We start from the raw sequence: 21,398 nt of genomic DNA, 5'->3' as shown, positions 1-21,398 counted from the left end.
GCAGTTTTCGTTGCAGAGAGCACTTTTTTTAGATCTTTTTCCAATGGAAAAGCAACGTGGAAAAATCCTCTTTGATGCGCGGAATTGTAATCCCCGCCTGATTTAATTCTGCACCAGATACGAGTTTGCCGGTTGCCGTATTTTTGTAGATTGCCTGTTCCTCCAAGTAGCGAGTCTTTAAGTACTTAACAGGAACTGCTGGTCGAGCAAGTCCGTTAAAATAAATGACTATTGCTTCCTCATCATTTGTAAAGAGCCAAGCCGTTGCAAAAAAATCATCGGCGGATTGTAGACGATAAAATTTACCAAACTGGAACAACGAGCGATGTTTTTTATAAAAAGTGATTTGTTCACGAATTTCTTTCTGTTCATCAGCAGGTAAGTGAGTAAGAGCCATCTCATAACCAAAGTTCCCACTCATGGCAATCAATCCTCGTGTATGCAGTGAAGTCCTTCGACCAACCTGATGATTCGGTACAGGCGACACGTGGGCACCCATCATGATTGGCGGATACAACAAGCTGTAGCCATATTGGATTTTGCTGCGGCAAAGCGCATCCGTGTTATCGCTAGTCCACGTTTGCGCCATATAATGCATCATCCCTGGGTCAAAACGCCCCCCGCCGCTTGAGCAGTTTTCAAATAAGCAATTAGGATACTTTGTCGTTATGACCTCAAGCACACGATAAAGCCCTAGAACATAGCGATGGTAAATCTCCTTTTGCTGGTAAGCGGGAAAAGCGAAGCTGCCCACTTCTGTAAGATGTCGGTTCATATCCCACTTAATATAGTCGATTTTTCCCGTGGATAGATAGCTGTCTAACATTTCGATCAAATATTCTTGAACGACTGTCTGACTCAAATCTAGGACCAACTGTCGTCGACCCTCTGTTTTTGGATAATCAGGAACCTGCAACGCCCAATCTGGATGCGACTCAAATAAGCGGCTATTTTCAGAGATCATCTCCGGTTCGAACCACAGCCCGAATTTGAGTCCTTTTTGCTGAATCTTTTCCGCCAAACCGGCTATTCCCTGTGGGAGTTTCTCACGATTCTCAAACCAATCGCCTAAAGAAGAGGTATCATCATTACGTTGACCAAACCAGCCATCGTCCAGCACAAAAAGCTCAATTCCCGTATCTTTTGCTACTTCAGCCTGTTGGAGCAAATCCGCTTCATGAAAGTCGAAATAATTCGCTTCCCAAGTATTTAATAAGATTGGCCGCTCCTGATCTTTCCATTGAACAGGAATTAGTTCCTTCTGATAGAGTGTGTGAAAGGTTTGAGACATCCCATTAAGACCGGCGTCAGAGTAACTGATAACTGCCTCTGGTGTTTGAAACGACGCATTTGGTTCCAAACACCATTCGAAGGTTTCAGGCTGGATTCCCAGATGAACGCGACTGGAGCCGTACTGTTCAACTTCTACCTGTGCAGTGAAATTTCCGCTGTAGATTAGATGAAACGCATAAACCTCTCCCTGAAATTCGTTCGTAGTCGAATCCATCAGCGCTAAAAACGGCTGGTGCTGAGGACTGCTGGTTCCTCGAGAGCTTTCGATTTTCTGAATTCCTTCATGCAGTGCTTGCCGACCAATCGTCGCTTCATTTGTGTGGGAGCCGTTTAAGGTAAGCATATCGAAATCCGTACGGGGAAGATCGAGCAGCATTGATCCCGCATTTTCAATAAACACCTTTTCTTTGCCACGATTAAGAAAGCGAACACTGCGAGTGACAACGGGATAATCTTTATAAAGTGTATAGTTGAGAATCATCTCCAACTTCTGGACTTCATCAACCAGCAAAATCGACAATGTCTCCGCCTGTTCACCACGTAAACTAGGAAGTCCTTCTAATGTAGGCTTGCCAGAGGAAATAGTATAGCTTTTATAGCTGAAACTCGTCACGTTCGCCCCGTTTTCTCGACGAATTTGATAATTGCCAATACGATGGTCTCCCGTTCCTTGGGTGCTTGTTTCCAGTGGTAAAGCATTCAAGGAAAATGTACGATCGGATGGATCTGGATTCGTAGCGAAGCCGCGATCGATCCGCTGCAATTCATTGCTACCGGCATAAAAGGGGAGAGACTTGCCAAAGTATCGATGGGTAATAAATTTTTCTTTTTCTATCCCAATAACATAACTGATTTGAGAATTTGATAAATGAAATATTTGCCGTTGATGATCAAATAGAATAGGCATGAAAACAGCTCCTTTATATTATATACTGTAAGCATAAGAAATTAGATGTTGGGAAACAAGAATAAAAAATTTGAGTAAAGGGGTAAAATATTGCAAGATTATTTTTCTCATAGCTATTATTATTTTGACACCTACAACCTGCCTTACTTAAAGGGGGGCGGTGTAGGACATGGGGATGAAAATTATCATTGGGACAATGCCGCGCGCAAGGATGATTTAGTTGTATTGCAGTATACGTTGGCAGGAACAGGGTATTTTGAAGTAGAAGGACAGCGCAGTACTCAACGAAAGGGAAGTTTTTTTCTTGCTGAGATCCCTAGTAATTGCTGCTACTATGGAAAATCGGACTGGAGATTTCTATATTTGGAGTTTTCCAAAGACATTCTCCAATGGTTCTATCCTGTAAATCAAACGCTGCATCAAAGTTCAATAGACTTTCAAGAAACACTAAAGAAGGCACATGACCAGCTCAAAAAGCAAGCAGAGAGTCCTTTTTTTGAAAATACTTCATTAGCCTATGACTTGGTTTTGGCAATAAAAAAGGAACTCGTGACACAACGGGTAGAAAAACATCCTTTGGCTAAGGAAATCAAATCATTTTTAGAGCAGAACTACCAACAGGAAATAGGTCTAATCGATATCGAGGAGCGGTACAGCTTGTCCCGCTACAAAGCAATTCGACTATTTGAAAAGGCGTATCATATATCACCCATCGCTTATCTAAAGAAATATCGAATAAAAAAAGCACTGCCTCATTTACTAGATGGGCAACGAAGAGTTCATGAGATTGCTCGATTGGTGGGGATGTCGAATGGCAATTACTTTGCAAAGGTGTTTAAAGTGGAGATGGGAATGTCGCCTAGTGAGTATCGGAAAAACAAGCAGACCTTTAATGAGAAATCCGGTCAATAGAAAAAAGAAGCGCCTTTTTCATTAGAAGCAAAAAACGACTTGTCCATTTTTGGATTCGTCGTTTTTTGCTTCCTAGATAACTATTCAGAAATGATCGCAAACATCGTCGCAAGGTCTTCTGCAGCCATCTGTACCTTTGATTTTTCAATCAGAATATTTTTTCCAGTCATAATATAAGAGGGCATGATTCGAATCCCTTGATAAAAAAGTTCCGTGTTTCTCAGCTTGTAGGTGGAGATGGCAGGGACAACGTTTTTCTTTGTCGTTTTTTTAGTAATCTTGTTATAGCATTTCTTCGCCACATCCCCCATCAGCATAATGACTTGGACATTTGGGAACAGAGCCAGTTCCTGTTCTAAATAGGGAAGGCTGCGCTCAATACTGGCGTTGTCGATCGTTGTTTCCTGCTTTGGCGTCTTTATAGCATTCGTAAGGTAGATGCCATGAGCCAAAATATCCTCAATCGTTGAAACTTCAATACCAGCCTTTTGGAACAAGGGAATAGTGGTCTCCATATAGGTCGCATCCGGTGAACCGTAAAAATCATTCTCTGGAGAAGCAGGGACGACCTCATTGATCATGATGGCCTTTATTGTACTAGGATCAATTTTGATGGCATTCAAGTAAATCTGAGGATCCTCCGGCAGCTGCTTTATAATTTCCTGTTTAATATTCATTTTCTGACCTCCTTTAAATCTAGTGTACCGTATTAATCTTGACAGGGAATGTCTAGTTTCAAAAATAGTAGTCTTTTATCCGGAAGTCCTAAGCAAATTATTTTCCTTCAGAAATTAATCGTGTTAGGGTAATTTTATCAACTGATAAGTGGAGGTATTTTTATGTTTTTAGCGATTAATGAAATCAAACACTCCAAGCTGCGTTATACGCTAGTGATGGGAGTTATGTTCTTGATTGCCTACTTGGTCTTCTTTTTAACAGGATTGGCTTACGGGCTGGCACAAGACAATCGAACCGCAGTAGATAAATGGGATGCGGACAATATCCTTTTAACCGAGGAAGCCAACAACAATCTAAATATGTCCATGATCCCCTTAAAAACCTTTGATGAGGTGAAGGCAGATGAAAAAGCCTACCTAGCTCAAACCGCTGGTGTCATAAAAGGGGACAGTGGAGAAAAAATTGATGTCAGCTTTTTCGGCATTGATAAGGACCAATTCATCGCACCAAAGTTAACTAGTGGAAAAATGTTCGCCTCGGATGATGAAGCCGTAGCCGATAGTTCTTTAAAGGATCAGTACAACTTAAAACTTGGCGAAACGGTGAAGATGGCTGGCAATGAAAAAACTCTGAAGATCGTTGGGTTTACGGACAATGCAAAATTCAATGTAGCACCTGTTCTTTATACGACCATCGGGGCCTATCAAGAAATTCGCTTTGAAACACAAGGAGCGAGTGAAAATACCCGGATTAATGCAATTATCACACGCGGGAATGTCCAATCAATCCCGGATGATTTAGAGAAAACAAATATCAAAGACTTTATTAACGAACTGCCTGGCTATAGTGCACAGGTCTTGACCTTTGGTTTCATGATTGGCTTTTTGATCGTGATCGCGGCGATCGTTATTGGAATATTTATCTATGTATTAACAATGCAAAAATCAGAAATTTTCGGCGTAATGAAGGCACAAGGAATCTCAAGCCGCTATATTTCTAATTCAGTCATCGCACAGACCTTTTTACTAGCAACAGTCGGTGTCGTGATTGGGTTAGGGGCGACACTTGGCACGGCCTTAGTTTTACCAGATGCGGTTCCATTCCAAGTCAATATGCTCTTCTTTGGCGGCATTAGTCTATTAATGATCCTTGTAGCGTTGATCGGTGCGTTCTTCTCCGTTCGCACGATTGTCAAGATCGATCCGCTGAAGGCCATCGGGTAAGGAGGAAAAAAATGAGTGCAATTGAATTTAAACAAGTAGAAAAAACATTCAAAGATGGGGATTCAACCATCGAAGCATTGAAGGAAACGAATTTTTCAGTCGAAAAAGGAGAATTTGTCGCGATCATTGGTCCGTCCGGATCTGGGAAGAGTACCTTCCTGACCATTGCAGGCGGCCTTCAATCTCCCTCTTCAGGTGAAGTGTTGATTAATGATGAAGATTTTAGTGAAAAGAAAGAGAAGGAGCGGGCAAAATTACGGTTCAAAGAAATTGGGTTCATTTTGCAGGCCTCAAATCTCGTCCCTTTTTTGACCGTTAAAAAGCAGTTAAAGCTAGTTGATAAGGTCAGCAAAAATGACAATACACAGGTGGCAGAAAAGTTATTTGAGCAATTAGGAATTGCCAGTTTGGAGAATAAGTATCCAGAAGAACTGTCTGGGGGGGAACGTCAACGTGTCGCGATCGCTCGAGCATTGTATCATGATCCGACGATCATTTTAGCGGATGAACCAACCGCCAGTCTAGATTCTGAAAAAGCCTATGAAGTGGTTAAAATTTTAGCAAAAGAGACGAAGGAAAAGAACAAAGCAACCATCATGGTGACCCATGACACACGTTTAGTGAAATTCTGTGATCGAATTTTAGAAATGAAGGATGGCACACTAAAAGAAAAATCAGTTTCTGAGGACGAAAAAGAGTCGGATAGCGTATAATGAGGGTACCAAAGAAAAAATGAGGCGATTCGATGTACGAAGAGATTTTAGATGTTGCCGAAGAATTATTTATGAAGCAGGGGTATAATGACACATCTACGCGGCAAATCGCAAAGATTCTTGGCATTACCCAGCCAAATATCTATTATCATTTTAAAAACAAAGAAAACATTTATTATCAAGTCATGCTGCGGTTGTCCACCGAGGTAGGAGCAAGTTTGACAGAAATAGCTGAAAAAGCGACGAGCTTTGAAGAGAAAATTATAGGAATGGCTTTATACCTGCAGCAGAGGCATCCCTTCAGTCTGTTTATGATGATGCACGATATTCAGCACACCCTCAGTCCTGAAACGGCGAAAAAGCTCTTTTCCCTTTGGCAGGATTCATATAAGCAGCCATTTGTTGAGGTCTTCCAAAAAGAGAGCAACATCAAAGCATCAGTAGATCCTGATTTTGCGGTTCGTCAGTTATTCATTTTGATTTCTGCTTATCTGGACTCACCAGAAGAGACACGGAAAGACAATTTAGAAAAAGCCATTCAACTGTTTTTCTATGGCGTCTTGGACTAAACAGAAAATTCCCACTATCAATAATGATAGTGGGAATTTTTTTACGCTAATACCGCTGCGATCATATCTGGCAATTCTTTTTTCATGACGCGCTTTGTTGCTAGGGCATCAGTGTAGGTAATTGTTTGATCCGCTGCGATTGTTGCCAATAATTGACGCTCTTTTTTTGGAGGGTTGTAGAAGACTTCAATTGAGCTTTCTGCATCTGACCATTCAGCAGAATAATTCGTTTTAGTCTTCAATGATTGATTCAATGCTTCTGCTTGTTCCGCAGTCACGACGGCACTTGCTGGTTCTTTGACAACATCCGCCAAAATATCTTGAGCAAGTTCTGCCGCTTTGTCCGTGTCTTGATTTTCAGCAGGTGCTGATGATTTGAAGCTTTCTGACCACAAATTGTAGACGCTGTTCGTTAGTTGATTCAACGTATTGGTATGTGGCTTTTGAATGTGGGCATCCACCAATTCTTTGAAAGAGTGATCATGCTCCGAACTTTGGATATGACGTGTTTTGCCGTCAGGAGTCTTCTCCTCAAGGTGAAGTTGATGAGGATTCACTTTGTCAAAGTAGATTTTTACATCACTATGGATGTGATTTGCCAGTGTTTCTTCCACTTGAGCAAATGTTTTGCTGATTTGTTTGTTACGAGTTTTGATTGATTTTTTAATACTTTTTAAGTTCACTAGTGTCATTCAGTCGCTTTCTTTTAAGAATAGTTCTAATCCGATTGTATTATAGCATACTTCGAAAAAAATGCAGTAAGAATAAGGTAAAAGATGTTATTTGAATCAAAAAAACACTAATTTTTGATTAGAATAACGAAAAAGATGAACTAGATAACGTTTTCAATGGCTTCGCTTATTAATTAAGAACTACGCACGCATGTACAAGTTAATAAAAAAGCCGTAGCTATTCTATTGAATAACTACAGCCTTTGAATTAACGTAAATCCTCTAAAAATTCCGTTTTTCCTGGATCTATTTCGTCTTTCATTTTAATGATCTTAGCAGGGGTACCAGCAACAACGGCTCCTGCAGGAACATCTTTTGTTACAACGGCACCAGCAGCAACGACCGCGTCTTTGCCAACATGGACACCCTCTAAAATCACCGCGTTGGCACCAACTAGCACATTATCTTCAACAACAACAGGGGAGGCACTAGGTGGTTCTAGTACGCCGGCCAAGACTGCGCCAGCACCAATGTGGGCGTGCTTTCCGACAGTTGCACGAGCGCCTAAGATTGCACCCATGTCGATCATAGTACTTTCACCGATAGAAGCACCAATGTTAATAATCGCGCCCATCATGATTACTGCCTTATCACCAATTTCCACACGATCGCGAATGAGTGCGCCTGGTTCAATGCGCGCATTGACACTTGAGATATCCAGCATCGGAATCGCTGAATTTCTGCGATCATTCTCAACATGGACGTCTGTGATTTTTGCTTGCTGCTCGTTTAGTACCTCTTGCACGGCCTGACTTTCACCAATCAAGATCCAGGTCTTTTCTTGTCCGAAAAATTGAACCTTTTCTTTGGTGATACCCGTCAAGTCTCCTTGCACATATGCTTTGACAGGGGTCATTTTTTCGGCGTTTTTAATATATTTTGCAATTTCATAGGGATCGGTTAAAGTCATCAAATTCCTCATTTCTTGTCTCAGTTTCTTTTTTTATTCTGGAAAAATCAGCTCTCGTCGATTAATTTCTCCATATCGTATAAGCCAGTGGATTTTTCACTTACATATTTTGCTGCTTTAACAGCTCCGCTGGCGAAGATGTTTCGTGATAAGGCTAGGTGATTTAGTTCAATGACCTCATCAGGACCGGCATAAATCACGGTATGCTCCCCAGGGATAGTTCCACCGCGAACAGCGTGAATGCCTAGTTCGGATAGCGGATTTTCCAAATCATTGCCATGGCGACCATAAATATAGGTTTTCTTTTCTTCCACCGCATCATTGACCGCATCAGCCAGCAGCAGAGCAGTACCGCTAGGGGAGTCTTTTTTCTGATTATGATGCTTTTCGACGATTTCAATATTGAATTCTTCCTCTAAAACAGGTGTAATCTCACGAATCGCCTTCGCTAATAGGTTAATGCCTAATGACATATTTGCTGAGAAGAAAACGGCTGTCTGCTCTGCGGTTTTTTCAATTTGCTTCTTGATTTCATCGGTCAAGCCCGTAGTCGCGACAACGACTGGGATTTTTTTGTCAGCAGAATAATCCAACACTGCTGGAACCGCTGAATAGTGAGAAAAGTCAATAATCACATCGGCTTCAACTTGGCAATCTGCCATCGATTGATAGGTGCGAAAATCCGCCTCAAAGGCTTCACGATCAACGCCCGCAACGACCTGCATTTCAGGCTGCTGAGCAATCATGTTCTGTAAGACTTGTCCCATCCGTCCGTTTGCCCCGCTCAAAATAATATCGATCATCTATTTCGCAACCTCCAAACCATAGGCTGACATTTCTTTTTTCAAGCCCTCGACTGTTTCTGCTTTGGCAGCAGAAAGGGGAAGACGGAAGTTTGGTTCAATTTTTCCTAGCAGACCGACACCAGTTTTCACAGGAATTGGATTGACTTCACAGAAAATGGCATGAATTAATGGCAGTTGTGCTAATTGCAACTCTTTGGCTAATTGGAAGTCGCCATCTAGCAATGCTTGTGTCAATTCATGAGTTTGGCGAGGAGCGATGTTCGCGACAGTAGAGATTGATCCTTTGCCTCCTAAAGCCATGATCGGTAAAACTTGATCGTCATTTCCAGAATAAATCGTGAAATCTTCTGGCATAATGCGAGCAATCTCAGCGATTTGGGAAATATTTCCGCTGGCTTCTTTGATGGCAACGACATTCGGGATCTCTGCTAATCGTTTAACCATTTCTGGAGCGATATTCATATTTGTTCGTGAAGCGACTGAATATAAAATAATCGGCAATTTCACGCTTTGAGCAATTTTTTGATAGTGTAAAAATAGTCCTTCGTCTGACGCTTTATTATAGTAAGGAGTTACGATCAATAAGGCATCAGCACCAACTTTTTCCGCACCAGTAGATAATTCGATGGCATGCTGTGTATCATTGACACCTGTCCCTGCGATTACTGGGATTCGACCATTCACCTTATTGACCACCGCCTCAATGACAGCGATGTGTTCATCATTGGCTAGGGTAGAGGCCTCACCAGTCGTTCCGCAAGCGATGATCGCATCAGTACCTTCACTGATTTGCCATTCTACTAGTTCCTCTAACTTCTTGTAATCGACGGCACCATCGGCTTTCATGGGGGTAACTAACGCAACACCTGATCCTTCAAATATTCTCAAGAGAAACAACTCCTTTTTCTTTTTTTAAAGCCCCTTAAAAAGGTCCTTAGTAGTAGAATTATATCCCAATTATTAACGAATGCCAACGAAAATCTAATGAAAATTTCAAGTAAAGTCAATCAAAAAAGCAGAGGCTTTAATGCCCCTGCAAGTTTAAGCGATACATCAGCCATAAATCAATTCCTGCGATTGCTACATAGCAACTTGCAATCCCAACGCCAAATAAGGAAAAGAAAGCAAGAACTCCAATAGAGTAGACAGTAATTTCTAAAATGAATTTTTTACGACCAGTTAGGGCTGTGGGAGACTTCGGCGCCCCATATCTTGCCCAAGTAAAAGTAAGTACGCACGCTAAGAAAGCAAAAAATACTCTTTGATAGCGTGTGGAATGTAAGAAAACACCACTAAAAATGCCAATAATCGTTGCTAGTTCTAGTAAAAAGCGCGTAAGTAAAACAATTGCTGCCAAGGCAATAACCTCCAAAAAAAGATGTCGTTCTAATTAAAGAATAAACGCGAGTCCTACAAATAAATAGGTCCAACGAATGTCTTTTTTGCAAAGAAGATACAGGCAGCCGGCCGCAAGAGAGAAAAAGACCGTATAGATTCCGCCACTGACGCCTTGCAAAAGAAAATGAATTGATCCCCAAGTTATAGCGAGTAAAAAACCACCGCTGGGAAAACGATCCGATAATCCAAACTGCGCTTCAAAAAATTTCTGTCCGAAAGTAATGACTAAGACAATCAAGCTACACTCAGCCAAATAATAAAGTATTCGAAAAAGAAACGCACTCAAGCTCTTTTCCAATTCACCGTTAAACTCAACCAACGGTTTGAAGCCGCCAAAGCCAATCCACGTGATAACAATCACAGCAATGACAATTCCGCAAATCGGAATCAGCTGTTTCATTTCTATAGATTGGGAACTGCTAAATACATCAAAATTGAACTGGCGTTTAGCGTACCGAATGAGAAATAGTGTCACACTTGACCACAAAATCGCTGTTAAAATAGCATTCATGGAAAGTGTCAAATTCTCAAAAACCATACCCAAAAGCAATTCTAAACTAAATCCCGCAAACGCATAAAGCGCCAGCCATAAGAAATCAATCGACATAACTTGTTTTTTCTCTTCCAACCAGACGTCCTCCAAACTCTTTTACTTTTAAGTGTATCAATACTGAAAAGGAAACGCACCATAGAAATCAGCAATTGGTATGAATTCTTGTAGTTTTAGTTTTTCTAACTAGACCAATTTCATCAAAAATGAAATTTCAACTTTACTTTACGGAGAGCTATCCGCTACACTTGTATTGTGATTTATTGAACGATGCTAGTGGGTTTTAAAACGTTGGGAGGTGGGAACTATGCAGAAATATACTACTGCTTTTACTTGAATATGAGGCAGCTCTCACTTAGAAGTTTCTAAGAAGTACTTTATGTTTCCTGCTCAATCAGGTTGTTCCCACCATCACGCTGGGGAACTGTTTACAACAAGAGGAGAAATGAACGATGATTTATTTAGACAACTCCGCAACAACGTTAAAAAAACCGAATACAGTAATCCAAGCAGTAACCGTTGCACTAAGTCAATTAGGCAATTCAGGGCGAGGCGTCCACACCGATTCCTTAAAGTCCTCTGAAATAATCTTTCAGGCGCGACAATCCTTGTGTCGTTTATTCAACGGAGAGCAAGCAAGACAGATTGTTTTCACCTCAGGTGCTACTGAAAGCTTGAATCTAGCAATTGAAGGACTCCATAACGGCTCAGATCATGTGATTACTACTGCGTTAGAACATAATTCTGTTCTGCGCCCTCTTTACCGAATGAGAAAAGAGAAGGGCCTCGAGCTTTCGGTCGTTTCCGCTGATAAAACAGGGCGGCTAAATTACCTAAACTTTGAAAAAGCGGTAAAAAAGAATACAAAATCGATCATTGTTACGCACGCGTCAAACGTAACGGGAAATATCGTGGATTTGAGAAAAATTCAAGCAGTGTGTCAAAAACATGGGCTTTATTTGATTGTTGATGCATCGCAATCCGCAGGTCTGGTGCCGCTTGATGTTCAAGCTTTATCCATTGATATTCTGTGTTTTACCGGTCATAAAAGCCTCTATGGACCGCAAGGAACTGGCGGACTTTATATTCGGCCAGGTCTTTCGCTGCGTCCGTTAAAAGTCGGCGGCAGCGGCATTGATACCTTCAACCCTGAACATCCTGCTATTATGCCTACGGCGTTAGAAGCAGGGACTTTAAATGGACATGGGATCGCGGGTTTAAAGGCTGGTGTGGATTATTTATTAGAGGAGACGGTTGAAAAGCTTAATAGAAAAACACAAGAGCTGACACAGCTTTTCTATAAGAAAGTATCTGAAATTGATGGTATCATCGTTTATGGTGATTTTACCGAAAAAGAACGCTGTCCAATCGTTTCGATAAATGTTGGACAACGCGATTCAGCGGAAATTAGTGATTTGTTATCCTATGAATTTGGGATTGCGACTCGTTCTGGTGGTCATTGTGCACCTTTGATGCATGAGGCTTTAGGAACAAAAGAACAGGGAGTTGTTCGTTTTAGTTTTTCCTCCTTTACGACTGAGTTCGAGATTTTGGAAGCACTCAAGGCTTTGCAAAAAATTAGTCAAAAGGAGTAATAAACAATGGCAAATAAAAAAATGTATTTGACGGTAGGGTTAGGTTTTGGTTTGGTTGCTATTCTATTGGCCTATTTCGGAAATCCAGCGAATATGGCCATCTGTGTCGCTTGTTTTATTCGAGACATCGCTGGTGCTACAAAACTTCATGGGGCACCACCAGTACAATATTTGCGTCCTGAAATTATTGGGATTATTTTTGGCGCGATGCTTATGGCGATCCCTAGAAAAGAGTTTCACGCGAGAAGCGGCTCCTCAACAGGGACACGTTTCTTACTAGGCTTTATGATGATGATCGGTGCCTTGGTCTTTCTTGGCTGTCCTTTGCGGATGGTTCTGCGAATGAGTGGCGGTGATCTGAATGCTTATGTTGGGTTGATTGGTTTTGTTGGGGGTGTTTTTACAGGAAGTCTTTTCCTAAAACAGGGGTATACACTAGGCAAACCTCAGGATACAAAGACTAGCAGCGGAGTGATGGTACCGGGCTTCTTCTTAGCATTATTTGTATTATTTTTAGTGGTACCCTCTCTTTTCATGGTAAGTAAAGAAGGACCTGGGAGCCTTCATGCGCCGGTCATGATTTCCTTGGCTGGTGGTTTGATTTTCGGTGGCTTGGCTCAATTGTCAGCGATTTGCTTTTCTGGTAGTATTCGCGATATCTTCTTAATGAAGAATTTTAATCGAATTACTGGTGTATTGACGTTGTTTGTTGTTGTTTTGATTTACAACCTAGTTACTGGGAATTTCCATTTGAGTTTTGCCAATCAGCCGATCGCTCATACCGAGCATCTGTGGAATATTTTAGGTCTCTACGTCGTTGGTTTTGCGGGTGTATTACTCAGCGGCTGTCCTTTGCGGCAGTTGATTTTAACCGGGCAGGGGTCTTCTGATGCGGGAATCACTGTAATTGGCATGCTGGTAGGGGCTGCTTTTGCTCATAACTTCGGTTTGGCCTCATCTGCAGAAGGAACTACGAGTTTTGGACGGATCGCGACGCTTCTGTCCATTGCGTTATTATTCATTATTGCATTTACAAATTTAAGTAAAAAAATAGAGACATCCGCGAAATAGAGCGGCTAGTGAAAGAAGGAGAGAGTGGCGGTGGCAAAGGAATGGTTGATTGTGACTTTCGAAACAGAATATGACGCACTGCAGTTTTCAAGCTTATGTAAACAAGCAAAAATCGAGGGGCGGTTACTGCCGATTCCTCGTAAGTTATCCGCAGGCTGCGGCATATCTTGGCGTTCAGAGGTACGATTTGAGTCGAACATTCAACAACTTATCCAGCAGCACGCAGCAGAACTCTCCGGTGAGCTGGTAAAAATAGAATTATAAATACTCTTGGTGATCCACTCTTCATTGAGCTGGATCACTTTTTTGTCTACACCAATTTTTTAGAGAATTGATAAGATTACCGAGCCGATCATTCAAAAAGATTGAAACAGTAAGTTCTTCGCGCTATTGTTACAACGATCAATGTTTTTAGAGGGGATTTTTAAAAAGTGAAACTACTATTATGTGAAGACGAAGATAAAATGCGGGAGCTGCTGAGGAAATTTTTCGAAAAAGAAGGGTATAGAGTAGTAGAAGCCGAGGATGGCGAATCCGCTTTGGAGAAATTCTATGATGAGTCTTTCGATTTGGCCATTTTGGATTGGATGGTGCCGAAAATGAACGGGCTAGAAGTAGCAAAAGCCATGAAACGAGAACGTACTATTAAAATCTTGATGCTGACGGCTAAGAACATGCCTGAAGATGAGGTAGAAGCCTTGAAAACTGGGGTGGACGATTACTTGGCGAAGCCTTTCCATGCTCAAGTTCTTCTGGCTCGTGCAGCAAAATTATTAGGCGTAATCCATCAAGACCTTCATCAGCCGCTGGTTATTCTCCCGAATGAAAAGCGCGTACTACTGAATGGGACACAGTTGGATTTAACCAGCAGAGAGTACGATGTGTTATTTTATCTATATCAGAATCAAGGTTTGCCTTTGACGCGTGAACAGATTCTTCTCTCTGTTTGGGGATTGGATAACGAAAATGATGAAAGGACCGTCGACAGCTTTATTCGTATGTTGCGTGAGAAGATCGGGAAAGAATTTATTCAAACTGTTTACGGAACAGGGTATCGTTTTGAGCTTGCGAAAAAATAGTTTGACCCGTGTATTTATTCAGCGAGTAGCCATCATCTTTGCGCTGATCCTGTTGGTTTTGACGCTATTTTATCGCTGGGGCTTTCCTACTTATTATTACTGGAAAATGGAACAGCCAGTCAAGGAGGCGCAAAAACTGATCCAAAACGGAAAAGAAAAGGAGATTTCTGATGAACTTGTGGTGATCGCGCTGGATAACAGCGGCACGCCCTCAGAGGAAGAGTTGACCAACGACATTACCTTTCGACTAAGTAAAGAAGGAATTGCCCTTCATCGATTCTGGGTGGATAAATCAACGATTCGCGGCGTCCAGCAGGGGCAGTCGGTCCAACGCTTGTACAATCAAACCCGACAGCGAAATGATTTTTATACAGTATTCTTCTCGGAAGGAAATCAATTCTACCTTGTTGGGACAAGTATCCCTGACTTTCAAGCCGCAGTCCGAACGCTTTTCCCCATTCTAATCGCAGCGACAGTGTTACTTTTACTGCTGTTATTTGCTTTGATTATCCTCTTGGTACGTAATCAAATCATCCAGCCGATCCGTCGCTTGGAGCAGACGACGCGAAATATTTCTAAGCTGAATTTTACGGATTCTGACAATCAGGAGGAAAATGAGCTCGGTCAGTTAAGTCAATCGATCAATCAGATGAAACGCTCGTTGCAGCAGCATGAAATGGAAATGCTGGAACGCAATGATCAACTGAAGGCCTTCTCTTCAAACTTAGCTCATGAGTTAAAAACACCGTTATCCATTATGCAGCTGCTAGTAGACGGCGAACAAATGGGGTTAGAGAATCCTGCATTTCTGGAAGATATCGATCAGCAATTGCTAAACATGAATGCACTGGTGACAAATTTACTGGCCTATAGTCAGCAGATGAAGGAGACGATTCAATTTGAAAGAATCAACATTTCCTCGCTGCTTGAAAAGGAAGTCGCACAAGAAAGGCTCATCGATCAAACCTTTCAAATCGACCTGAAGACAGAGGCCTGTGAACTAGAAACGAACCCTCAGCTTCTAAGTATTGTATTGACTAATTTATTGACGAATAGTATGAAGTACAGCTTGGATAAACAGGTGAAAATAACTGGCAATAAGCAGGAGTCCCAGTATCAGATCATGTTTGAGAATAGAGCCAATCCATTGTCCCAGCAGCAATTTTCCCATTTAAAGGAACCTTTTGTGGTAGGAGAAAAGTCTCGCAACAGCCATTTATCAGGGACAGGGCTCGGACTTTCCATCGTCGAACAAACGCTTCGTCTCATTGGCGGCGAGTTCACGCTTCGACAGGAAAACCATTCTTTCCTTGCGACAATCGTATTGCCCATTCAACAGACAGCACAATAATCTGTGCTGTTTTTCTTTTGCACAAGTTTTGCATAATTGTTTCGTATTCTTTTTCTGCAAGGAGGAGAGAGTATAGACAAGAAAACAAAACGAAAGATAATTATCGGAATTCTGACAGCCGCGCTGCTTCTAACAGGCGGGATGCTGGCGATGATCGCCATACATGAAAAAATCGCTCCAGCAGGCATGATGGAGAAAACGACGCAATTACAGACACCATCCGTCAGTCAGTAAACAGATAGATACTATAAGCAAAAGAAAGCAGGAAATTCTATGATCAAAAGACTATTACTCGGAGTGTTACTACTCCTATTATTTATTCCCATCTACGCATTTAAAATCGAACCGAACTTGGTGGTTGTCCATCGATTGCAGCTGGGTTCTTCCTCCAAGCCGGAAGAATTAAAGGTGCTTCAGCTTTCAGATATTCAAGTCTCAGAAAGCTACGCTACCAAACGTTTGGACAAGGTGATTCGCAAGGTAAACAAGGAGAAACCTGATATTATCGTTTTTACCGGAGATCTATTTGATAACTACAGCCAATACAACCATGAACAGGAAATTATTGAGAAGCTGAAGGAGATGAAGGCGACTATCGGTAAATACGCAGTTTGGGGCAACCATGATTACGGGGGCGGGGCCGCAAGAATTTATCAGCAAGTCATGAATGCGGCCGATTTTGACGTATTAAAAAATACCGGCGAAACGATTTCTTTGGCGAATGGCAAAAGAGTATTCATCGGTGGATTAGACGATTCATTGCTGGGGTCTCCTTCGATCGATGAAACCTTAAGTTATCGTCAAGGGTATGATTATTCTGTGCTGTTGACCCATGAGCCGGATGTGGCGGATGGCTTCGTGGGAGCAAACACACAACTCGTTTTAGCTGGTCATAGTCACGGGGGGCAAATTCGTCTGCCTTTTTATCAGGTGACGAATGTATTAGCGAAAAAATACGTTCGTGGTCTCTACGAACTCAGCGATCATACCAAACTTTATGTAAATACCGGATTAGGTACGACAGCCATCCATGCACGGTTGGGGGTGCCGCCGGAAATCTCTGTTTTTCAATTGCACTTTTGATAAAACGAACAAAAAAAGGGGAGCAGCTACTTCAAAGTATAAGTAGACTGCTCCTTTTTTATTGGATAATCTCAAATCCGTAACCGCGGATATGCTCCTTCAACAGCTCTAAATAGGTCTGAGCCAAAGGACTGACCTCTAGCTGTTCCTGCTTAAGCCAGCCTAGCGTGATGACATCGTCATATTCTAAAGGAATCGCGACGATTTTGTCGTCGTTTAATTCGCTGCTTATGATCCCAGAACTGATAGTATAACCGTTTAGCCCCACCATCAGATTAAAAATGGTCGCGCGATCGCTGACCTTGATATTCTTCTTGCGATCCCAGGTGCTGAGAATCTCTTCAGAGAAATAAAAAGAGTTTGTTTCTCCCTGTTCATAGGACAAATAAGGATAATCCTCGAGATCCGTTAAGGTGAGTGACTTTTTCGCTACTAGTGGATTGCTGCGGCTAACGAAAACATGCGGTTTTGCTTCAAATAATGGAGTGAAAACCAACCCTTTTTCCTTGAACAGCTTCAGCATGACCTGGTGATTAAAGGCATTTAAGTATAAAATGCCCAGTTCGCTTTTAAAGCTGGTGAGGTCGTCAAAAATGTTTTCCGTCTCGGTTTCTCGCAAAGTAAAATTATACTCGTCAGAATTCACCGTGCGCAACAGCTCAACAAAAGCGTGTACCACAAAGGCGTAATGCTGCGCCGACACGGAAAAGTTTTGCTTGCGCAGCGGTTCATTTTTAAATTTTTCCTCCAGCAGATTGACTTGGTCCAAAATTTGACGACAGTATATTAGAAATTCCCGTCCTTCAGAGGTTGGGATAATTCCCTGCTTGTTTCGGATCACTAGCTGCACATTCATTTCACTTTCCAGTTCCTTCAGCGCATTTGATAAGCTGGGTTGGGTTAAAAACAGCGCTTTTGCGGCCTCATTGATCGAGCCTTTTTCAATAATTTTCTCAAAATAAATCAGTTGCTGCAGTCGCATCGCTTCACCTCTTTTTTTAAAGAGTATAACGGAGGTTATAGTTATTGGCTATAACTAGTTATTACTTTTTTCAGTTATTCAAGCAAAAAGAAGCGTGCTATTGTGTACCGTAACACAACTGAAGGAGGAAAAACTATGAGAACAACCATTATCGGGTTTCCTAGAATTGGCGAAAATAGAGAATTAAAATTTGCGACAGAAAAATATTTTAGTGGAGAGCTGTCTAGCGAGGAGCTAGAGGATTTTGCTAAGGATTTAAGACAAAAACATTGGCGGCTAATCAATGAAAGCGGGATTGACGAAATTCCTAGTAACGACTTTTCTTTTTATGATACGACGTTAGACACGGCTTGCTTGTTGAACATTGTCCCACAGGAGGTAGCGAAGCTGAACTTAACGGACACTGAAAGATATTTTGCGTTAGCCCGCGGTTATCAAGGACAAAAAGGGGATATCAAAGCACGACCGATGAAAAAGTGGTTCAACACCAATTATCACTATATCGTGCCTAAATTCGAAAAGGAAACAAATATTTTTGTCAGCGGCGACAAGCTTTTTAAAGAATACTATGAAGCAAAGGCATTAGGCATCGACACACGGCCTGTACTGATCGGACCATTCACCTTGCTGCAGCTTAGTGAATTTGAACCAGGAACAGATCGCAAAAAAATCATCGACCAATTAATTACGGCTTATGGAGAAATATTGGATAAGCTGAAAGATCTGGGAGCCGAATGGATTCAGTTAGATGAACCTAGCTTAGTGAAGGATTTAACAACCGAAGAACTAGCAGAATTCAAAGGGATTTATGAACGTCTATTAACGGATCAACAGATAAAAGTTCTGCTGCAGACGTATTTTGGCGATATTCGCGATGCCTACGAAACTGTCATCAACTTGCCTTTTGCGGGGATCGGCTTGGATTTTGTTGAAGGACGTAAAACGACAGAGTTAGTAGCACAAGGGTTTCCTAAGGACAAAATCTTATTTGCCGGAGTGGTAAACGGAAAAAATATCTGGCGAAACCATTATCAGCAAACGATCGAATCGTTGAAGGACTTTGATCAGGAAAAACTGATTCTAACAACTTCTTGCTCGCTTTTACATGTTCCTTTTACCACCGAAAACGAGGTGTTTCCTGATGAAATTAAACAGCATTTCGCCTTTGCAAAGGAAAAATTAACAGAATTAGTAGAATTGGCAACCATTTTAGCGGGCAATGAAGAAGCTTTAAAAGCCAATCAAGCACTATTTGCTAAAACCCGCTTTATTGAAAATCAAGCCGTTCAGAAAAAAATCCGCGAACTTACGGAGCAGGACTATACGCGTAAACCTGCCTTCCAGGAACGAGAGGCGATTCAGAACCAGGCGTTTGATTTCCCAGTATTACCGACAACCACCATTGGGTCTTTTCCACAAACAAGGGAGGTCAAGCTGACACGAGCGAAATACAAACGTCAAGAACTCAGTCAAGAATCGTATGATCAATTTATTGCCCAGCAAATCAATGAATGGTTGAATTGGCAGGAAAAAATTGGGCTAGATGTACTAGTTCATGGTGAGTTTGAGCGCAACGATATGGTGGAATACTTTGGTCAAAACCTCTCCGGCTATTTGTTTAGTAAAAATGGTTGGGTACAATCTTACGGGACAAGAGGCGTGAAGCCGCCGATTATTTGGGGCGATGTCGCTCGAGAAAAGCCGATCACCGTTAAATGGTCCACCTATGCGCAAGAGCAAACAGATAAAATCGTGAAGGGCATGCTGACAGGACCAGTGACCATCCTGAATTGGTCCTTTCCGCGAGAAGACATCAGCTTAAAGGATTCAACGCTGCAAATCGCTTTAGCGATCCAAGAGGAAGTATTGGATTTAGAAAAGAATGGTATTCGCGTGATTCAAATTGATGAGGCAGCATTACGGGAAAAACTGCCATTAAGAAAGACGGACTGGTATTCTGAATATTTAGATTGGTCCATTCCAGCCTTTCGTTTGGTCCATAGCAAGGTACAGCCAACGACCCAAGTCCATACGCATATGTGCTATAGCGAATTCACGGATATTATTCCCGCGATTGATCAAATGGATGCCGATGTGATTTCCTTTGAAGCCTCCCGATCAAACTTGGCAATATTGGATGAACTGAAGGCGCAAAATTTCCGCACAGCGGTAGGACCAGGAGTCTATGATATTCATTCTCCACGGGTGCCATCAGTGAATGAAATCAAGGAGACCATCAGTAAAATTTTAGCAAAGGTTCCCTTGGAAAAAGTCTGGATCAATCCTGACTGCGGCTTAAAAACTCGTGGGATTCCTGAAACGAAGGCTAGCTTGACCAACATGACAGAAGCCGTAAAACAAGTCAGAAAGGATTTGTAGCCTATGTCCAGTACACTATCCTTTGAAGTTTTTCCGCCAAATACACAAATTGGCACGGAGAAGCTGTTCAAAACCTTGAAAGAGCTGCAGCAGCTAGAGCCAGATTTTATCAGCGTTACCTGCAGCAACAATCGCCAAACTATAGAAGAGACTACCTTGAAGGTCGCGGATTATATCCATAGAAAGCTGAAGGTTCCAACGATTGCCCACTTGCCGGCAGCCTATCTTAGTCAGTCACAATTAGCCGAATTGGTGAAACGGCTGGATCAGATTGGGATTAACCAGATACTCGCTTTGCGTGGAGATATTCTTCCTGATTTGCCGCCTAAAAAAGACTTTGTCTATGCCAGCGATTTGATTCAGTATGTCAAAAGAGAGGCGCCGCATCTTCATATCAGCGGTGCTTGCTACCCAGAATCGCATCCAGAATCACTAAATCGGATTGAGGATATCAAGCAGCTGAAGCACAAGGTAGCGGTTGGCTGCGAACAGCTGATTACCCAGTTGTTTTTCGACAATGATTTGTTTTATCAGTTTCAGGAATCCTGTTATTTAGCGGATATAAAAGTGCCGATTCTCGCTGGAATCATGCCGATCGTCAATCGGAACCAAGCTTTACGACTGATTAAGACGACGAATACGAAGCTGCCACGAAAATTCCTGGCCATTCTGGAGAAATACGAGCATGATCCTGTCGCTCTGAGGGAAGCGGGATTGGCCTATGCCATCGATCAAATCGTGGATCTGACCACCCAGGATGTTTCGGGCATTCATCTTTATACGATGAACAATGCAGAGGTGGCAAAGCATATCTATCACAACACAAAGAATGTCTTAAATGGACAATGCAAAGCCGGATGATTTTATAAAAGATTTGACAGAGCTAACAAAATGATTATAATAAGATTAATTTAATAGACGAACGTGGAAGAGAAGAGTAATTGACGCTGCTAGATACAGAGACCTCGGCTGGTGAGAAAGAGGACAAAGCAAACTCAATGAAGATGAGCTCTGAGTTTTTTAGCAGGTTCACGCTTGCTAGACGGCCGTGACCGATACCTCACCGAGTTTCTTTATGGAACTGTCGAGGTATTTTTAATAATACGAATTTGGGTGGTACCACGGTTTGATCCGTCCCTTTGTCACAGGACAAAGGGGCGTTTTTTTG

General features: G+C 42.0%; 22 protein-coding genes. 13 read left to right on the top strand and 9 right to left on the bottom strand.

From position 1 onward, the window contains the following. Nucleotides 1–28: 28 nt before the first annotated feature. A complete protein-coding gene (locus J9537_RS15415) occupies nt 29–2,200 on the bottom strand; it encodes an alpha-galactosidase (protein ID WP_070509428.1) in 2,172 nt (723 codons plus the stop codon). Between the two features lie 90 nt (nt 2,201–2,290). Here J9537_RS15415 and J9537_RS15410 point away from each other — a divergent pair, with 90 nt between their 5' ends. Next, nucleotides 2,291–3,112 (top strand): AraC family transcriptional regulator, encoded by an 822-nt coding sequence (locus tag J9537_RS15410; RefSeq protein ID WP_070509427.1) that lies wholly within the window; start codon nt 2,291–2,293, stop codon nt 3,110–3,112. Between the two features lie 80 nt (nt 3,113–3,192). On the opposite strand, the gene J9537_RS15405 is transcribed toward J9537_RS15410, so the two are convergent. Then, nucleotides 3,193–3,789: a uracil-DNA glycosylase family protein gene (locus tag J9537_RS15405; RefSeq protein ID WP_070509426.1), complete on the bottom strand. Its 597-nt coding sequence runs from the start codon at nt 3,787–3,789 to the stop codon at nt 3,193–3,195. A gap of 162 nt (nt 3,790–3,951) precedes the next feature. Between J9537_RS15405 and J9537_RS15400 the strand changes: the two genes are divergently transcribed. Genes J9537_RS15400 through J9537_RS15390 form a run of 3 tightly spaced genes read left to right on the top strand, consistent with a single transcriptional unit; the run spans nt 3,952 to nt 6,295 of the window. Continuing rightward, nucleotides 3,952–5,013, top strand: coding sequence for an ABC transporter permease (locus tag J9537_RS15400; protein WP_070509425.1), 1,062 nt, complete (start codon nt 3,952–3,954; stop codon nt 5,011–5,013). An 11-nt stretch (nt 5,014–5,024) separates the two neighbouring features. After that, the gene (locus J9537_RS15395) at nt 5,025–5,726 is read left to right on the top strand and encodes an ABC transporter ATP-binding protein (protein WP_010743467.1); all 702 of its coding nucleotides are present in this window, start codon (nt 5,025–5,027) and stop codon (nt 5,724–5,726) included. 32 nt (nt 5,727–5,758) lie between these two features. Next, complete coding sequence (locus J9537_RS15390; RefSeq protein WP_060789042.1) at nt 5,759–6,295, top strand: TetR/AcrR family transcriptional regulator; 537 nt, start codon at nt 5,759–5,761, stop codon at nt 6,293–6,295. Nucleotides 6,296–6,336: 41 nt separating this feature from the next. Here the strand turns inward: J9537_RS15390 and J9537_RS15385 are convergent, their stop codons facing one another. From J9537_RS15385 to J9537_RS15360, 6 genes are all read right to left on the bottom strand, one after another. Continuing rightward, nucleotides 6,337–6,987: a hypothetical protein gene (locus tag J9537_RS15385; protein ID WP_245001346.1), complete on the bottom strand. Its 651-nt coding sequence runs from the start codon at nt 6,985–6,987 to the stop codon at nt 6,337–6,339. A 247-nt stretch (nt 6,988–7,234) separates the two neighbouring features. Beyond that, entirely contained in the window at nt 7,235–7,936 is a 702-nt protein-coding gene (gene dapD / locus J9537_RS15380) for a 2,3,4,5-tetrahydropyridine-2,6-dicarboxylate N-acetyltransferase (RefSeq protein WP_010743470.1), read from the bottom strand. A gap of 47 nt (nt 7,937–7,983) precedes the next feature. After that, a complete protein-coding gene (gene dapB, locus J9537_RS15375) occupies nt 7,984–8,739 on the bottom strand; it encodes a 4-hydroxy-tetrahydrodipicolinate reductase (RefSeq protein ID WP_070509424.1) in 756 nt (251 codons plus the stop codon). Continuing rightward, on the bottom strand, nt 8,740–9,630 hold the full coding sequence (dapA, locus tag J9537_RS15370; RefSeq protein WP_070509423.1) for a 4-hydroxy-tetrahydrodipicolinate synthase: 891 nt from the start codon (nt 9,628–9,630) through the stop codon (nt 8,740–8,742). Between the two features lie 136 nt (nt 9,631–9,766). Continuing rightward, a complete protein-coding gene (locus J9537_RS15365; RefSeq protein ID WP_070509422.1) occupies nt 9,767–10,099 on the bottom strand; it encodes a DUF2568 domain-containing protein in 333 nt (110 codons plus the stop codon). A 33-nt stretch (nt 10,100–10,132) separates the two neighbouring features. Further along, nucleotides 10,133–10,768, bottom strand: coding sequence for a hypothetical protein (locus J9537_RS15360; protein WP_070509421.1), 636 nt, complete (start codon nt 10,766–10,768; stop codon nt 10,133–10,135). 374 nt (nt 10,769–11,142) lie between these two features. Between J9537_RS15360 and J9537_RS15355 the strand changes: the two genes are divergently transcribed. From J9537_RS15355 to J9537_RS15325, 7 genes are all read left to right on the top strand, one after another. Then, entirely contained in the window at nt 11,143–12,285 is a 1,143-nt protein-coding gene (locus tag J9537_RS15355) for an aminotransferase class V-fold PLP-dependent enzyme (RefSeq protein ID WP_070509420.1), read from the top strand. 6 nt (nt 12,286–12,291) lie between these two features. After that, the gene (gene yedE, locus J9537_RS15350; RefSeq protein WP_070509419.1) at nt 12,292–13,356 is read left to right on the top strand and encodes a YedE family putative selenium transporter; all 1,065 of its coding nucleotides are present in this window, start codon (nt 12,292–12,294) and stop codon (nt 13,354–13,356) included. Nucleotides 13,357–13,386: 30 nt separating this feature from the next. Beyond that, on the top strand, nt 13,387–13,620 hold the full coding sequence (locus J9537_RS15345; RefSeq protein ID WP_070509418.1) for a putative Se/S carrier protein: 234 nt from the start codon (nt 13,387–13,389) through the stop codon (nt 13,618–13,620). A 167-nt stretch (nt 13,621–13,787) separates the two neighbouring features. After that, a complete protein-coding gene (locus J9537_RS15340; protein ID WP_070509417.1) occupies nt 13,788–14,435 on the top strand; it encodes a response regulator transcription factor in 648 nt (215 codons plus the stop codon). Continuing rightward, nucleotides 14,416–15,786, top strand: a complete 1,371-nt coding sequence (locus J9537_RS15335; protein ID WP_070509416.1) for a sensor histidine kinase — start codon at nt 14,416–14,418, stop codon at nt 15,784–15,786. The genes J9537_RS15340 and J9537_RS15335 overlap by 20 nt, the downstream gene beginning before the upstream one ends. 36 nt (nt 15,787–15,822) lie before the next feature. Continuing rightward, a complete protein-coding gene (locus J9537_RS15330; RefSeq protein ID WP_070509415.1) occupies nt 15,823–16,020 on the top strand; it encodes a hypothetical protein in 198 nt (65 codons plus the stop codon). A 39-nt stretch (nt 16,021–16,059) separates the two neighbouring features. Next, entirely contained in the window at nt 16,060–16,869 is an 810-nt protein-coding gene (locus tag J9537_RS15325; protein ID WP_070509414.1) for a metallophosphoesterase, read from the top strand. Nucleotides 16,870–16,927: 58 nt separating this feature from the next. Here the strand turns inward: J9537_RS15325 and J9537_RS15320 are convergent, their stop codons facing one another. Then, a complete protein-coding gene (locus tag J9537_RS15320; RefSeq protein ID WP_070509413.1) occupies nt 16,928–17,851 on the bottom strand; it encodes a LysR family transcriptional regulator in 924 nt (307 codons plus the stop codon). Nucleotides 17,852–17,986: 135 nt separating this feature from the next. On the opposite strand from J9537_RS15320, the gene metE reads away from it, so the two are divergent. Beyond that, on the top strand, nt 17,987–20,230 hold the full coding sequence (metE, locus tag J9537_RS15315; RefSeq protein ID WP_070509412.1) for a 5-methyltetrahydropteroyltriglutamate--homocysteine S-methyltransferase: 2,244 nt from the start codon (nt 17,987–17,989) through the stop codon (nt 20,228–20,230). 3 nt (nt 20,231–20,233) lie between these two features. Beyond that, a complete protein-coding gene (metF, locus tag J9537_RS15310) occupies nt 20,234–21,091 on the top strand; it encodes a methylenetetrahydrofolate reductase [NAD(P)H] (protein WP_070509411.1) in 858 nt (285 codons plus the stop codon). Nucleotides 21,092–21,398: the final 307 nt, after the last annotated feature.

This window comes from Enterococcus raffinosus (assembly GCF_019175485.1).
Classification (GTDB): domain Bacteria; phylum Bacillota; class Bacilli; order Lactobacillales; family Enterococcaceae; genus Enterococcus_A; species Enterococcus_A raffinosus.
The sequence above is the reverse complement of the archived record's forward strand: the minus strand, read 5'-3'. Positions and strand labels throughout refer to the sequence as shown.

Bases quoted from the DNA above. Each gene is read 5' to 3' on its own strand.
- J9537_RS15415 (WP_070509428.1), bottom strand. From the start codon at position 2,200: ATGCCTATTCTATTTGATCATCAACGGCAAATATTTCATTTATCAAAT.
- J9537_RS15405 (WP_070509426.1), bottom strand. From the start codon at position 3,789: ATGAATATTAAACAGGAAATTATAAAGCAGCTGCCGGAGGATCCTCAG.
- J9537_RS15400 (WP_070509425.1), top strand. From the start codon at position 3,952: ATGTTTTTAGCGATTAATGAAATCAAACACTCCAAGCTGCGTTATACG.
- J9537_RS15395 (WP_010743467.1), top strand. From the start codon at position 5,025: ATGAGTGCAATTGAATTTAAACAAGTAGAAAAAACATTCAAAGATGGG.
- J9537_RS15390 (WP_060789042.1), top strand. From the start codon at position 5,759: ATGTACGAAGAGATTTTAGATGTTGCCGAAGAATTATTTATGAAGCAG.
- J9537_RS15385 (WP_245001346.1), bottom strand. From the start codon at position 6,987: ATGACACTAGTGAACTTAAAAAGTATTAAAAAATCAATCAAAACTCGT.
- dapD (WP_010743470.1), bottom strand. From the start codon at position 7,936: ATGACTTTAACCGATCCCTATGAAATTGCAAAATATATTAAAAACGCC.
- dapB (WP_070509424.1), bottom strand. From the start codon at position 8,739: ATGATCGATATTATTTTGAGCGGGGCAAACGGACGGATGGGACAAGTC.
- J9537_RS15355 (WP_070509420.1), top strand. From the start codon at position 11,143: ATGATTTATTTAGACAACTCCGCAACAACGTTAAAAAAACCGAATACA.
- yedE (WP_070509419.1), top strand. From the start codon at position 12,292: ATGGCAAATAAAAAAATGTATTTGACGGTAGGGTTAGGTTTTGGTTTG.
- J9537_RS15325 (WP_070509414.1), top strand. From the start codon at position 16,060: ATGATCAAAAGACTATTACTCGGAGTGTTACTACTCCTATTATTTATT.
- J9537_RS15320 (WP_070509413.1), bottom strand. From the start codon at position 17,851: ATGCGACTGCAGCAACTGATTTATTTTGAGAAAATTATTGAAAAAGGC.
- metE (WP_070509412.1), top strand. From the start codon at position 17,987: ATGAGAACAACCATTATCGGGTTTCCTAGAATTGGCGAAAATAGAGAA.
- metF (WP_070509411.1), top strand. From the start codon at position 20,234: ATGTCCAGTACACTATCCTTTGAAGTTTTTCCGCCAAATACACAAATT.